The sequence below is a fragment of the Pedobacter ginsenosidimutans genome (assembly GCF_001442625.1).
In the GTDB taxonomy this organism is placed as follows: Bacteria; Bacteroidota; Bacteroidia; order Sphingobacteriales; family Sphingobacteriaceae; genus Pedobacter; species Pedobacter ginsenosidimutans.
The window spans coordinates 123,916-137,903 of record NZ_LMZQ01000006.1; the positions used below are offsets into that span (position 1 = coordinate 123,916).

Genomic DNA, 13,988 nt, shown 5'->3' on the forward strand with positions numbered 1-13,988 from the left:
CTTTCAGGCGAATTCCACAAGAGGTTTTAAATAAACTTCAACAGTTCATTGTATAGCTTTTCCGTTGGCAGGCCCATTACGTTTGTATAAGAGCCTTCTATGCGCTCTACTACAACAATACCCCACCAATCTTGCACGCCGTAACTCCCAGCCTTATCAAAGGGTTTATAATTATCAATGTAGAAATCAATTTCATCAGCTGTAACAGATTTACAGTAAACTTCTGTCCTATCGTAAAAAGAATGAATTTTATCGCCTTTAACAAGTGTAACACCTGTAAAAACTTCATGTCTGCTTCCCGATAGTTTTTTTAACATTTCTTGTGCATGCGCCCTATCTTCAGGTTTACCTAAAATTTCTCCATTCAAGGCCACAATGGTATCAGCTGTAATCACTATTTCACCATTAGCCGTAAAAGCCTTAGCCTTCTGCTCTGAAATGTAAACGGCAATTTCTGCAGGACTTAAATCCGATGGGTAGCTTTCATCTACATCTTTTAGTTCGACTTTAAAATTTAAGCCCATAAGCGTTAAAAGCTCTTGTCTACGTGGCGATTTAGATGCTAAAATAATGGGAGGGAAATTGGCAGGCATATTTTATTTTTCTGCTAAAATAAGAAAAGCGGCATAAAGCCGCTTTTCTTATTTGATATTTTACCAAGATTAGTTATTTCCACCACCTTGTCTACGTTTTTCCATTTCAGCACGTTGCTCTTTTTGCCAAGCTTCGTAAGTTTTTTTCTGATCGTCTGTTAATACTGCAGTTACTTTTGCATCATTGTCAGCACGCATTTTTTGCATTTTCTCTCTCATTGCATCTCTATCACCACCTTGCATTTCTTCACGCATTTTTTTCATGGTTTCTGCCTGCTCAGTAAAAACAGTGGTTAACTTTGTTTTTTGATCATCAGATAACTTTAATTTTTCGTCTAACTGTTTTACTCTTTCTTCAGGTTTCATCATCATTCTTCCTGGTCCACTACCTTGCTGCGCGTTAGCGAAACCAGCTATTCCTAGCATTAATCCGCAAATCATCATTAATTTTTTCATGTTGTTTTTGTTGTTTTTGGTTGAAAATTGAGCATGTTGGAGTGTGCAAAAAGATGAAAGTTTAATCTGTAAATGTAACTTAGCTGTTGCAGATTAAATAGTTAATCTTTTAATAATAGTACGGGAACATGTGATTTAATGGTCAATTTTTGGGATACACTTTCGTGAAGCAGACTTTCGAAAAAACTATATTTTTTGGGCAGTGCGATGATCAGCTGGGCTTCTTCGTTTTTAGCAAATTTTACTATTCCTTTAATTGCATCAGGATGATCAGCATAGTGATAAGCGGGAGAAAAATCTTTGAGCATTTCGTGTAAAAAATGTTCTTCCTTCAAGTCAATAACATCACCAGAATTGATATTAAGCACCAAAAGTTCTAAGGCATGTTTGCTTAAAATATTTTTAAGTGCATGCATGGGGATCACCTCTTTAACCTTTTTAAAATCGCAGGCCAAAATGGCTTTACGGATCGATTGATAATCGGCCTTAGGCGGAACAACCAAAACCGGAACCGGGCTTGATTTAGAAATTTTGATCGCATTAGAACCGATATCGCTTTCGTCTTTCGCTTTTTTACCGTTACTACCGATAATAATGAGTTCGATCTCTTCTCTATTTACCCGCTCAATGATAGAACGTAAGATTGTTTCTCTTGTAAGGTAAACATCTATTTCTGCCTTGGGATTGATCTCAAGCATTTTTACCTTAAGTTTTTCCAGTGCTTCGAGCCTTCTCGTAATTTCATCGGCGATATGCACATCTGTGGTAACAATTAAATCGGGTGTTGGGAGAATGCTTTCGTATTCTGAAACATAGTAGGCATTAAGCAGTATAATTTTTGAGTTCGTCATCGCAAAACTCAGCCTGGCAGCATATTTGGCTGCGTGATCTGCTGTTTTCGAAAAATCTACTGGTACAAGGTATGTGCTCATGTGATTAAATTTAACATTTTTTACATTGATAAATTAATCAATCGATTGATTAATTTATCAATGTAAATTTCGTATATAATCTGGTGTATTGCAAATTTTAATGTCTGAGATTTATAATCTTTGATCTTCTCTAAAGATGTTTCGATTCTGATAAAGGTGACGATAACTTGGTCGTCATTTCGACTGCAGCACCGCGGAATGGAGAAATCTTTAACTTAATTAGCTATTTGGATGAATGACAAAAAGATCCTTCGACTCCGCTCTGAATAACAATCTCGTAAAAAATTTCACCAGCCGAATTCGCTATGCTAGGTTTAGGTAACTAAAAATTTATTTGCCTGAAAGATCCTGAAACAAGTTCAGGAAGACGATTCGTTATGGCACCTGTATAATTCACTAATGAACCAATGGCTACTGAACTAATTTAAATACCCGAATCGGCAGCATTTGGATTTTCATCATGCCATCTGCCCTGTACTTTCATTACTTTTTCGATAATATCGCGGACAGCGGTTTTGCCACCATTGTAAGGAGAAACGAATGTAGATATCGCTTTTATTTCTTCTACAGCATCTGCCGGGCAGGTTGGAAGCCCTACGAGTTTCATTACTTTTAAATCTGGAATATCGTCGCCCATGTAAAGCACTTCTTCTGCAGTAATGTTTTTATCCTGAAGGTATCGCTTAAAAATAGCCACCTTATCTCCTGTACCGAGGAAAACATCGGTTACGCCCAGATTGAAAAAACGCTTTCCCATGGCAATACCATCTCCACCAGATATAATACAGATGTTATATCCCCTTTTAACGGCCAACTGCATGGCATAGCCATCTTTAATGTTAAAAGTACGCAACGACTGCCCGTTATCAGTCACCTGAACTGATCCATCGGTAAGCACACCATCTACATCAAAAATGAAAGTAGTGATCTCTTTTAGTTTCTGTAAAAACATTTACGCGTTTAGGGTTAAGCGCTCGGTGCTGACTCCGAACTTAGGACTAATTACTGATTATCTCTCCACTCGTAAACCCAGGCAGATTGAATTTGCTCTAAATGGCCTTCACTGCTTTCTTCACGGGTACCTTTAAAGTTTGGCAACGCTAAAACCCATTCTAAAAGTTCGGTAAAGCGGATACGGTAGATTTTGGCTTCTGTAAAATCATCACCAAATTTCTCATATAAAGACATTGCAATATCTTCATAATCGTTCCAGTAAAAAGGTAAAGCAAATTTATCGTTGTTCATGTTGTTTTGTTGTTGGTTAATTATTTGAATTGGTTAATCGGTTAACTGTTTAAATCGGCTAACCGACTCCCGAATGAAGACTTTGGACTCAAGACTAACTAGTGTCCCATAAAGTCAGACTGATCTGGAATGGTTACTTCAATATCGCCGTTAATTACCACACATTGGCAACCTAAGCGAGAAGTAATTTTCGGACGAACAGCTCTATCGATAAAGTCTTCTTCTTTATCAGAAATCTCTTCGATATTATCCATACCTTTTGTTACGTATACATGGCAGGTACTGCAACCACAAACACCACCACAGTTGTGCTGTAATTCGATTCCATTATCCAGACAAACATCTAAAACAGATTCTCCCGCTGCTATTGGTAATTCAATAGATTCGTGATCTGCCTCTTCAAAATTTATTTTTAGTTTAAAAATGCTCATAATTATTTTGCAAAAGTAAGAAGCAAAAGCCGTAATTATGCTATTTCAGCGTTAATTTTATGCTATCGCTCAATGTTTGATAAATGTTCTGCAATTCGGGCATATCGGTTAACATGCTCAAATGCTTATTTAAAGTGCTTTCGTCAGCCCTAACTGCCGGTCCAGTCTGCACATTTTCAGGTAGATTGCCCATTACCTTATCGGCGGTTTCGGCAATTAATGGCCTGATGATTTCGAAATCCAAGTCGTTCTGACTTAAAATTTTATTCGCCAAAGCATATAGGTGATTCGGAAAATTACAGGCAAATACCGCTGCAAGGTGTAATACTTTTCTTTTCTCTCCACCTAACTGGTACACCTGACGGCTAATTTTGATTGCCAGATTGTTTAAAATCGTCAATTGACTTTCATCATTCGCTTCGATACACAGCGGAATATTTTCAAATGAAACCTCTTTACCTTTCGAAAAAGTTTGCAACGGATAAAAAACGCCTGCTTTTTTCACCGCTGATGATAAAATATTAATATCGGTGGTTCCGGAGGTATGCACCACCAAACCGCTTACGTTTTTTAACGATTTGGCTATGGTTTCAATGGCATCGTCCTTTACCGAGATAATATATAAATCAGCATGCTGTTTAACCTCATTTAAATCGTCTACAGCTTCGGCTGCTATTAAATCAGCCAATAACTTTGCATTATTAAGGTTTGGGCTGTACACCTGTACCACATCTTCACCTTTGGCTTTTAATGCTTTTGCTAAGTGTGTGGCAACGTTTCCCGAACCTAATAAAACGATCTTCATGATTTTATGCGGTTTTGGCCTCTTTTCTTCTTCTGAAAATTGAAAGTAAGAAACCAACAACCATTACAATAGTACCTGCCCAATATAAATTGATGAAAGGAAATTCTATTGCTTTAAAAACTACCCAGTCTTTAGCCTGCTGAGGTTTTTCAAAGATCTGAAGCTCTACTTTTTTCTCGTCTGGCAATACCCTGGCAAAACGGAATTTCAAATCCAATTCATCTACCTTGCGGGCGAAATCGAAAGTGTTATTTCCTTTGATTAAGAAAATAGGCTCTGTGTTGTAAACTTTACCGGCAGCATTAACCTCTAATGGTAAACCAACGGCATAATCACCCTGGCCTAAAACTAAATCTTTTGCGGTCGGTTTTCTGTTCAAATCTTTCACGGTAACAATACCACTTGAGGTATGGATGGTATCTCCTACCGAAACCTTAACAATACGCGGTGCTTTATAATTTTCATCATCAGAATGACCTTCGTGATCTTCATGTGATGTTTTTTTAATGGCAGCACTTGTAATGTGGGTATAAACATCATAAGTAAGATAATGCTTGGTGTCAGGAGAGGCAATTAAGCCCATTTTTTCGTTCTCCTGTACGTGTGGATGTAAGTTAAAATCTTCTTTAACCTTACCTTCTTTATCTAAAACTTTAAAATTAAGGGTATAAATGGTATTGGGCGCTACAGTGGTATCGGCTACATATGTTACAGTGTAGTTACCCATTTTCTTGGGTTCATTTTTGTATAACATGATGTTCTCGCCTGGTTTTTCTACTTTTTCGAAATCTTTTACCGGAATAAATTTAGTAGCATTAATTGATAAAGGTTTGTTTGTAGCTGCAGAAATTAATGCGCCAAGGATCAAAAAAGCAAAACCAATGTGTGCAATTGCTGAGCCAGCCAATTTAGCCTTGCCACCGAAAGCTTGATATAATACTGCAGCATTAGAAAGAACAGCAAATAAACAACTAAAGGTAATAAGGATGTACATGGTGTTGGTGTAAATCTCAGCCACATACACCAAACCTGCTGTTAACACAATGGAGAAAATAATTGCCGATACCAGACTGCTATAAAATTTGCGTGGATCAGTCCTTTTGTATTTTAAATATTGAGAGAAACCCGAAATCAAAGTAATTAATACCGCAAATGGTGCTTGCCATTGATTATAGTATTTTACAGCATCAATTGGCGGAGTAAAGTTTGTTCCAAAGGCTTTGTTAAACACGGGAACTGATGTAGAAAATATTACCTGGATACAAGCGATGGTTACCACTAAAGCCCCAATAAACATCCAGAATTCGCGCGAATAAGTTTCTTCATCCTTAGTGGTAATTGGCAATTCTTTCCATCTTACTACAATGAGCACAATTGCTAAAACAGCGAAAACAACATTGTATAAAATTAAGTGGCCAAACATCCCCATATCGGTAAACGAGTGAACTGATGTATCACCTAAAATTCCACTTCGGGTTAAAAACGATGCGTAAAGCACCAATAAGAAACTTAAAAAAACCAGGGCAATTGCGGTAAAATAAGCATGTCCTGTATTTTTATAAGCAATCATTACGTGTACAGCTCCAATTAGCGTTAACCATGGAATTAAAGAAGCATTTTCTACAGGATCCCAAGCCCAGAAACCGCCAAAATTTAGCGCTTCGTAAGCCCAGAAAGAGCCCATAATAATACCTGTACCCAAAACCATCACTGCAAAAAGCGCCCAGGGCATAGCTGGTTTAATCCATTCTTTATATCTTTTTTGCCACAAAGCCGCAATCCCATAGGCAAAAGGCACAATCATACTGGCAAAACCTAAAAATAAGGTTGGTGGGTGGATAACCATCCAATAGTTTTGCAACAATGGATTTAATCCTCTACCATCGGTAATAAATTTTAAATAATTAGCGAAGTTTTCAGGGTTTGCGAAAACTACAGGAGCCATTGATTTTAGATCAAGAGAATCTCTTAACAGGATAAACGGAGAACTTCCGATGCGCTCACCAAAAATCTCTACACCTAAAAGCATTGAAGTTAAAAATACTTGAGAGAAAGCCACAACTGTCATTACAGGACGCTCCCAGGTTTTAGCTTTCCAGATTAATAAAGTACCTAAAAACGATTGCCAGAAAGCCCAAAGCAAGAAACTTCCTTCCTGTCCCTCCCAAAAAGCAGAAATAATATAATGAATTGGAAGTTGTTTTGAAGAGTGCCAATAGATATAGCTATATTCATTGTAGTGCCCCAGTACCAGGTAGAACAAAATTGCTCCGATACCAATTATACAGCCAAAATTAGCTAAGAACCCAATCCGACCTAAGTTACGCCAAGATTTATCTTCTAAATTTTTCTCGCGACTGGCATAAAAGTATGCGATTGTTGAAAGTAATGATGCACTAAACGCCAGCACAATAAAAAACTGCCCGATTTTACCCGGTAGCAGGTTTTCGCCTACAAATTGAATATCCATTAAAATTAGTTATATTTTTTCTCGCCGTACTTACCTACCGTATCAACCTTACCATCTTTATTAATCTCAACAAGGTTGTCGTTATATTTAGATGGGCATTTCATTAAAATTTTCGACGCATAAAACTTGTCTTTGTTCATCTTACCGATTAACACAAGCTTTTCTGATTTTTCGAAATCCTGCGGTTTGGTACCTGCGTAAATTACCTCTCTCACTTCCCCCTTTTCATCTTTCATGTGGAATGAAAAATGGTTAGCATCTTTTACGGCATCGTAGTAAGTACCCATCGATTTTACCCAATAGCCCATAACATGCTCTTCTTTCTCAGAAAGGGCTGCCTGTTTGAAATTAGAGTAGGTATCAGTATTTGCGTTTAAGCTAAATAAAATCCCTACGGAAATTGCGATGGTAATTAATCCAATGATTGCACTTTTCTTCATGGTTATACTTGTTGTAAAAGCTGGCAACAAAGATAGAAAAATCGGCTTAGCCAGCATTCTTTTACATTTTTCTTGTCTTTATATTGACAATTATCTGATTTTTGAAGGAAAATATTTTTTCTGAAGCCCATATTTATAACCGATCTTAAGGAATATCTTAAATCGTTTAAAAGTTTGGGCTGAAATTGTTAAGTTTGGCCTGTCAGATAATCATTCCTTTTTTACATCCCACAATAGAACATAAACCGGATTAACATGAAATTAAAGCAGTTTTATAAGCTTTTATTATTTATAGTTTTGATACCCTTTTTAAGCTCTTGTTTTGAAGTAATTGAAGAAATTGCCATGAAAAACGATGGGACCGGCGATGTGGTGCTCACCATAAACCTAAGCCAGAGCAAAACCAAGGTAGCTTCGGTAATGCTTTTGGATAGCGTACAAGGCTATAAAGTACCCAGCAAACAAAAAATTCAACAGGAATTAAATGAAGCCGTGGCCTATTTAAAAAAATCGGAAGGGATTTCTAATGTAAAAAGCACAAGCGATTTTAATAATTACATCGCAAGCATTAGTTTTTCTTTTAAAGATGTTTCAAATATCAATAACATCACCAAAAACATTCTTGCCCAGCAAAAAATTAAGGCCACTAACACCTCCTCGTATACTTATAATAAGGCCACCAAAATCTTTAGCCGAAAATATCAGGCAGTAGGTACCGCTAAAACGGAATTCAATAAATTAAAAGCAAAAGACAAAGCAGTTTTTAACGGCGCAACCTACACCAGCATCTATCGTTTCGAATCTGCTGTAACAAGTAGTACCAATCCGGCATCAAATGTATCGAAATCTAAAAAAGCAGTGATGTTAAAAAGCAGCATCATGGATTTAATTAATGGAAAAATTAACGTATCTAATTCTATACAACTATCTAAATAAAAATGAAACCAACGCATCATCGGCGATCGTTTCACCTCCACTGAAACAAATTATATCCAATGAAACCATCATGAGCATACTGTTCACAAACCGAGATGAATATGTTCATGATAGCTTCATAACCGCTAAAAAACAAACCGAGTAAGCGAGCTCATTGATACAATCGAAAAACAATAAACACCGAATCAATAATTATATCTAATGAAAAAAATTCTAATTGCCATCTCTCTTTTCTTATCGTTTAATCTGGCGAAGGCTCAGGATCTAGTTAAGAAAATACCTGCAAATGCCTTTACAGTTGCCACCATTAAAGGCGATAACGTATTTAAACTGATGTTTGTAAAAGATTTTAACGAATCTTTTGTAGGCAAAAAATTACTTACCGAAACTTCAAAATCACTTGATAAAAACTTTACCAGCATAGAAGATTTCGGCATCAACCTGGAGAAAAACATGTATTACTTTAATCAGTTAAGCGATAGTATTACATATAACTGTTTTCTTATTCCGATAAAAGATGCCAAAAAATTTGAAAGTCTGATTGACAACAAAGAGAAAAAGTTTACACAGCAGGGCGATACCCGTACGATGGTTTTGCCAGATAGCACGAGCATTATTAAATGGAACAATAATATGCTGTATTTTGTAACCGGAAGCATAAAAGGATCTTTCTTTGCTGATTCAGTTAAATCTGCACGTTATGGGATTAAAGATGTAAGGTTCCAAAGTGATGATACAATAGTTGCTGATAGTGCGGCTGTGGCTGTAGATTCTACTTACGCAACGACAGATGAGCCTATGGTAGAGGCAGTTGAAGCCCCGGTTGTTGAAAAAGTAAAAGTTCAAAAAAAATCGACGGCTAAAAAGAATACCAAAAAAACGGTTGGAACGAAAAAAACCGGTAAAAAGAAAACGGCCAAAAAATCTAAAAAAGTTGCTAAAATAGATTCAGATTTTGAAGAAACAAGAGAAGCAAGGGAATTCGCACTCGACACTGCAGGCGGCATGACTCCAGTTCATGGTATCGTTGATGAGCAATATGATACTTACCAACAAGAGCGTTTAGAACAAGATGCAAAGAAAAAGAGATTGGCTTTCACCTGGATGACCGCCCAGGCAGATCAGATTTTCAATGGCACTTACGAGTCTATCGAGAACAATAAATCATACACGGCGAGTTTAGATAATAAAGCCATTGCAGAACTTTGGGTATCGAGCCTTCAAGATGTTTATAATTCGATTGCGCCAGAATTTGGCACTTACGGAAAAGCCGGACTGATGAAAGGTTATGGTGCATTAAATGCGAAACTTTTCATGGATGATAAAAGTTTCCGCATCTCTACAGGCTTAGAATTGGCGCAGGAACAGGCAGATGCGTATAAAAAAATCATGAACAGAAAGTTAAACAAAAACTTTTTGAAATATGTAAACAGCGAAAAAGCGCTTGGTTTTATGAGCTATTCTATCGATACCAAAGCTTATCTGGAAGAATTCCCTAAATTATTGAAACAAACCTATGGTTCTTTTTTGGGCGCTAAAATGGATGAAGAAATTGATCTTGGCGCTGAGCTCTTCAGTCTTTTGCTAGATGAAGAAGCAGTAAGTAACGTAATTAAAGGTGATGCCTTATTCGTAATCAATGGATTAAATACCAAAGACGTTACTTACACCACTTACGAATATGATGATGATTACAAACAAAAAGAAATAGTTAAAACCAAGAAAGAAACGTTGCCTGATTTCCTTTTCATGTTTTCATCAGAAGATCACAGATTGATTAACAAACTGATTAAATATGGCGTAAACAAAAATTATGTATCTGTTGAGAACAACATTTATAAAATATTGGAAAAGAAAAGCCCGATTGATATTTACTTTATGATTAAAGATGGCATTGTATTTTTTGGTAATTCGTTAACTGAAATGCAGGGCATTAGCAACAATCAATACAACAGCAATAAATTAAGTAAACTGCACAAACAACTATTGAGCAAAAACAATTTCAGCTTTTTATTTAATGCCAAAAACCTTGTGGGCAAAGTACCAGATTCGGAAATTGGTGGCGAAGAAACCGCTAAGAAATTTAACAGCACTTTAGAAAAAATGGGTAATGTATACATGAAATCTAACCCGATTAAGGGCAGATTGGTTTCAGCAGATATTAGTGCAGAAATTCCGAACGGACATGAGAACGCTCTGAAATATCTGTTTTCTTTAATTGAAAATGCAGCTAAGTAGTTTAGTTGGCAATTATCAGTTTACAGTTAACCGATTAACCAATTTAAACAGTTAACCATATTCTATGAAGAAATTTTTAAAAATAACAGCAGCAATAGCAATATTGCTGCTGCTTTGTTATTTCGGCTTTTTCAAATACAGGCAAATCCAGGCCAATAATATATCCATCCCTGATTCTACCAATGCATTGCTTAAAATTAATGTTGATGAGCTATACAAAACCATTGCGGTTAGTTATATAAAACATCCAAGTCAATATTCGGGAGCAGATAAAAAAGGGATTAAGGAAAAGGTAGATGATTTAAACACAGGCTTGAAAATCCCGGCAAACATTTACATATATAGTTTAAAAGGAAAAGCAAAAACTACTTTTTTTTCGACTTTTGAAATAGCAGATACGCTAGCATTTAACCGTTTTATTCAAAAAAAATCTGCTTTGCCGCTGATTAAAAAGGATAGAAATTTCTTTCAATCCAAAGATTCGACCTTTTGTGTCTTATTTAACAAAACAACTGTCGCTTTAGCTTATACACCACAAAAGGAGCAATTAAAAACTGTTCTGCAAGCAATTCTGGATAAAAAAAATATGGTTAAACTTGGTGATAGTCAATTTAACAGGCTTGCAAACCTTTCCGATCATATTTCGTTTCAAAATACCGAGAGCTTTAGCAAAATTAATTTTACTGACGGAAAAATTAATTTCAGCAATGAGTTCATAAATCAAATGATCGTGCCAGCAGCTAAACCGCAGCACCGGACTTTAAACCCGGAAAGCACAATAGGTATGTGGCTAAATGCAAAGTTTAAATCAGAATTACCTAAAAAAAATCAAACAGAAACTCCTTCTCTCCTTTCAAAAGGTAGCTTTTTCAGATTTTACAAAGATTATGTGGATTTTGAATGGACAAACACCATTACACAGGTTGATACTGTTGTAGGTTATGAATACAATGATGATTTTGAAAGGGTTGAAAAAAAAGTACTTCAGGACCGGAAGATTCCTTTTATTTCCATGAACCTGACTGCCAATGACCGGGAAGTAAGCGATTATCTTAAATCACTAGGCGCGTTGGATCAATCTACCGGAAAGATCAGCAGTTCGATGATTCCATTGTACCAGGTTTACTTTAAAGGCAGTAGTGGTAATATTCAATTAAGTACAGTAAAAAGCACTAAACCCGATTTAAAAAGGACATCATCTGACGATTTCTTTTACTTTAAAGTAGATTTTAAAAAGTTGATTAAACAAACGCCAATGCCATTAATTGCAGATAAACTGGGCACTTTTAGTCAATTAGAGATTAAAGCAAAAAGCATAGAGAAAGACAAAATCAAACTGGAATCGGAACTTTTATTTTTAAACGAGGATGCCAACGCCCTGATCCAACTTTTAAAAGCGTTTAGAAATGGTTTACAAAATCAGTTAAATCTGAAATCGGCTCTTGATATTTCGATACACAAGTAATGGTTTTCCCGCAGATTGAAGATGATTTACGCAGACTATAATTGTTTGCAGTGTCAATAAAAATAACATTAGTTCTTCGACAGGCTCAGAATGACAAACATCCTAGTAGATTATCTAACATGATAATTCACTTGTCTGGTGAGCCACTAAACATGGATTCGGATGATTTACGCAGATTAACTGTCCATCGTACCTAAACCTGATGGGACGGATGCCGATCCTTCATCGGCAGGAGGTACAGCAGGACTAGCCCACTCCTATGGAATGCAGACCTATCATTTCCAAAATAAAAAAAAGCTGGAAGTGGCTTACACAGCCAGCAAAAGATTCAAATAGCGAACTTAGGCACAAAAAAGCCCTGCAGCTTTAAATTCTGCAAGGCTTTTTAATAAGATTGCCACATCCCGATAAGGATCGGGATGTGGCAATGACGATTAGTTGATTATGGCCAAACGCCTAAATTCATATAAGAAACCGCAATTTTATCGATTGAATTTACAAAAGCAGCTGTTCTCAATGTTTGAGTTGCTGGTTTGTTCATTAATGTTTCACGGATTTCGTGGTAAGAATGGATCATAGTGTCTTCTAAACCAGAGTTTACCAATTCCATTTCAGATGCGCCTTTAACAATCATTAAACGGTGCTCTGGAAGGATCGTTTTACCGGTCAGGTTTTCTAAAGTATTGATCAGATTGGCATTTGAGTTAGCTGCATAACGGTTTTCCATACGACCGAAAGCCACGTGAGAAAGGTTTTTCAACCACTCGAAATAAGAAACCGTAACACCACCCGCATTGCAATACATATCAGGAATAATGATACCACCCATTTCGGTAAAAATTGTTTCCGCTTCTGGCGTTGTTGGCCCATTTGCACCTTCGGCAATAATTTTCGCCTTAATATTACGGATGTTAAGCTCGGTGAACTGGTTTTCTAGAGCAGCAGGAACAATGATATCGCAATCTTGCTCTAAACCTTCCATCGAATTTTTAAAGTCTTTAGCACCAGGGAACCCTAAGATCGAACCAGTATTTTTACGGTGCGCAAAAACCTCATCCACATTTAATCCATTAGGATTGTAAATAGCTCCCTCAAACTCACATAAACCTACAATAGTAGCACCAAATTCTGCTAAGAATTTAGCTGAATGGTAGCCCACATTACCTAAACCCTGAACAATTACTCTTTTATCGCCTAAACCAGCTTTAAAACCTATTTTAGCCATATCTTCTGCCACTTCTACACATTCGCGCACAGCATAGGCAACACCACGTCCTGTAGCTTCTTTACGGCCACGGATACCATGTAGCGCAATTGGTTTACCAGTTACACAGCCTAAAGCGTCTAACTGACCAGGATTCATGGTCATATAAGTATCGGCAATCCAGCTCATTTCGCGTTCGCCAGATCCATAATCAGGAGCAGGAACATCGATACCAGGGCCAATAAAATTTTTCTTAATTAATTCTGTAGTATAACGGCGGGTAATGGTTTCTAACTCAGCAACACTGTATTGTTTAGTGTTAATTTTAATACCGCCTTTTGCGCCACCAAATGGAACGTTAACAATGGCACACTTGTAAGTCATTAAGGCTGCAAGTGCCATAACCTCATCTTCGTTTACCATTTCACTGTAACGGATCCCCCCCTTGGTAGGGCTCATGTGGTGAGAGTGTTCTACACGCCAAGCATCAATTACTTCAAAACCGTTTCCGCGACGGATGGGGAATTGGAAACGATACACACTATTACATGTTTTAATCTGGTTCAATAAACCTTCTGGATGATTGGTGAATTGAGCCGCACTGTCAAAGTTCTTACAAACATCTGCAAAGAACTTGTTCTCGTCTGCTAGATTAGCCATTATTTATTTTTTATATTGAATAAGTTTTCGATGCAAAATTGCCTAAAAAAACTGCACATATCCAAATGCAAAAAGACTTAGTGTAAAGCAAACACCATTCTATTTTAGCCTAA

General features: G+C 36.8%; 13 protein-coding genes. 3 read left to right on the plus strand and 10 right to left on the minus strand.

Annotated features, from left to right (window positions below; genetic code table 11):
• Nucleotides 1-26 precede the first annotated feature (26 nt).
• The 9 genes from ASU31_RS10945 to ASU31_RS10985 form a co-directional block, all read right to left on the minus strand.
• Complete coding sequence (locus tag ASU31_RS10945) at nucleotides 27-593, minus strand: Maf family protein (protein ID WP_057932359.1); 567 nt, start codon at nucleotides 591-593, stop codon at nucleotides 27-29.
• A gap of 69 nt (nucleotides 594-662) precedes the next feature.
• Nucleotides 663-1,049 (minus strand): Spy/CpxP family protein refolding chaperone, encoded by a 387-nt coding sequence (locus ASU31_RS10950; RefSeq protein WP_057932360.1) that lies wholly within the window; start codon nucleotides 1,047-1,049, stop codon nucleotides 663-665.
• A 101-nt stretch (nucleotides 1,050-1,150) separates the two neighbouring features.
• Nucleotides 1,151-1,981 carry a universal stress protein gene (locus ASU31_RS10955; RefSeq protein WP_057932361.1) on the minus strand — a complete coding sequence of 277 codons (831 nt, stop codon included), beginning with the start codon at nucleotides 1,979-1,981 and terminating at the stop codon, nucleotides 1,151-1,153.
• A 424-nt stretch (nucleotides 1,982-2,405) separates the two neighbouring features.
• The gene (locus ASU31_RS10960) at nucleotides 2,406-2,933 is read right to left on the minus strand and encodes a KdsC family phosphatase (protein WP_057932362.1); all 528 of its coding nucleotides are present in this window, start codon (nucleotides 2,931-2,933) and stop codon (nucleotides 2,406-2,408) included.
• Nucleotides 2,934-2,983: 50 nt separating this feature from the next.
• Nucleotides 2,984-3,226 carry a Fe-S cluster assembly protein IscX gene (gene iscX / locus ASU31_RS10965; RefSeq protein WP_057932363.1) on the minus strand — a complete coding sequence of 81 codons (243 nt, stop codon included), beginning with the start codon at nucleotides 3,224-3,226 and terminating at the stop codon, nucleotides 2,984-2,986.
• A 98-nt stretch (nucleotides 3,227-3,324) separates the two neighbouring features.
• Nucleotides 3,325-3,657: a 2Fe-2S iron-sulfur cluster-binding protein gene (locus ASU31_RS10970; protein ID WP_029275355.1), complete on the minus strand. Its 333-nt coding sequence runs from the start codon at nucleotides 3,655-3,657 to the stop codon at nucleotides 3,325-3,327.
• A 40-nt stretch (nucleotides 3,658-3,697) separates the two neighbouring features.
• Nucleotides 3,698-4,462 carry a Rossmann-like and DUF2520 domain-containing protein gene (locus tag ASU31_RS10975; protein ID WP_057932364.1) on the minus strand — a complete coding sequence of 255 codons (765 nt, stop codon included), beginning with the start codon at nucleotides 4,460-4,462 and terminating at the stop codon, nucleotides 3,698-3,700.
• Nucleotides 4,463-4,466: 4 nt separating this feature from the next.
• Nucleotides 4,467-6,932 carry a heme lyase CcmF/NrfE family subunit gene (locus ASU31_RS10980; protein ID WP_057932365.1) on the minus strand — a complete coding sequence of 822 codons (2,466 nt, stop codon included), beginning with the start codon at nucleotides 6,930-6,932 and terminating at the stop codon, nucleotides 4,467-4,469.
• Nucleotides 6,933-6,937: 5 nt separating this feature from the next.
• Nucleotides 6,938-7,372: a cytochrome c maturation protein CcmE domain-containing protein gene (locus ASU31_RS10985; protein ID WP_057932366.1), complete on the minus strand. Its 435-nt coding sequence runs from the start codon at nucleotides 7,370-7,372 to the stop codon at nucleotides 6,938-6,940.
• Between the two features lie 255 nt (nucleotides 7,373-7,627).
• Between ASU31_RS10985 and ASU31_RS10990 the strand changes: the two genes are divergently transcribed.
• The 3 genes from ASU31_RS10990 (at nucleotide 7,628) to ASU31_RS11000 (ending at nucleotide 12,011) form a co-directional block, all read left to right on the plus strand.
• Nucleotides 7,628-8,308, plus strand: a complete 681-nt coding sequence (locus tag ASU31_RS10990; protein ID WP_057932367.1) for a hypothetical protein — start codon at nucleotides 7,628-7,630, stop codon at nucleotides 8,306-8,308.
• A gap of 201 nt (nucleotides 8,309-8,509) precedes the next feature.
• A complete protein-coding gene (locus ASU31_RS10995) occupies nucleotides 8,510-10,546 on the plus strand; it encodes a hypothetical protein (protein ID WP_057932368.1) in 2,037 nt (678 codons plus the stop codon).
• 64 nt (nucleotides 10,547-10,610) lie between these two features.
• Nucleotides 10,611-12,011: a hypothetical protein gene (locus tag ASU31_RS11000; RefSeq protein WP_057932369.1), complete on the plus strand. Its 1,401-nt coding sequence runs from the start codon at nucleotides 10,611-10,613 to the stop codon at nucleotides 12,009-12,011.
• 442 nt (nucleotides 12,012-12,453) lie between these two features.
• Here the strand turns inward: ASU31_RS11000 and ASU31_RS11005 are convergent, their stop codons facing one another.
• Nucleotides 12,454-13,875: a Glu/Leu/Phe/Val family dehydrogenase gene (locus tag ASU31_RS11005; RefSeq protein WP_057932370.1), complete on the minus strand. Its 1,422-nt coding sequence runs from the start codon at nucleotides 13,873-13,875 to the stop codon at nucleotides 12,454-12,456.
• Between the last annotated feature and the right edge of the window lie 113 nt (nucleotides 13,876-13,988).

Excerpts from the sequence above, each read along its gene's own strand:
- iscX (WP_057932363.1), bottom strand. The coding sequence starts at position 3,226 with ATGAACAACGATAAATTTGCTTTACCTTTTTACTGGAACGATTATGAA.
- ASU31_RS10970 (WP_029275355.1), bottom strand. The coding sequence starts at position 3,657 with ATGAGCATTTTTAAACTAAAAATAAATTTTGAAGAGGCAGATCACGAA.
- ASU31_RS11000 (WP_057932369.1), top strand. The coding sequence starts at position 10,611 with ATGAAGAAATTTTTAAAAATAACAGCAGCAATAGCAATATTGCTGCTG.
- ASU31_RS10960 (WP_057932362.1), bottom strand. The coding sequence starts at position 2,933 with ATGTTTTTACAGAAACTAAAAGAGATCACTACTTTCATTTTTGATGTA.
- ASU31_RS10950 (WP_057932360.1), bottom strand. The coding sequence starts at position 1,049 with ATGAAAAAATTAATGATGATTTGCGGATTAATGCTAGGAATAGCTGGT.
- ASU31_RS10995 (WP_057932368.1), top strand. The coding sequence starts at position 8,510 with ATGAAAAAAATTCTAATTGCCATCTCTCTTTTCTTATCGTTTAATCTG.
- ASU31_RS10990 (WP_057932367.1), top strand. The coding sequence starts at position 7,628 with ATGAAATTAAAGCAGTTTTATAAGCTTTTATTATTTATAGTTTTGATA.
- ASU31_RS10975 (WP_057932364.1), bottom strand. The coding sequence starts at position 4,462 with ATGAAGATCGTTTTATTAGGTTCGGGAAACGTTGCCACACACTTAGCA.
- ASU31_RS10955 (WP_057932361.1), bottom strand. The coding sequence starts at position 1,981 with ATGAGCACATACCTTGTACCAGTAGATTTTTCGAAAACAGCAGATCAC.
- ASU31_RS10985 (WP_057932366.1), bottom strand. The coding sequence starts at position 7,372 with ATGAAGAAAAGTGCAATCATTGGATTAATTACCATCGCAATTTCCGTA.
- ASU31_RS10980 (WP_057932365.1), bottom strand. The coding sequence starts at position 6,932 with ATGGATATTCAATTTGTAGGCGAAAACCTGCTACCGGGTAAAATCGGG.
- ASU31_RS11005 (WP_057932370.1), bottom strand. The coding sequence starts at position 13,875 with ATGGCTAATCTAGCAGACGAGAACAAGTTCTTTGCAGATGTTTGTAAG.
- ASU31_RS10945 (WP_057932359.1), bottom strand. The coding sequence starts at position 593 with ATGCCTGCCAATTTCCCTCCCATTATTTTAGCATCTAAATCGCCACGT.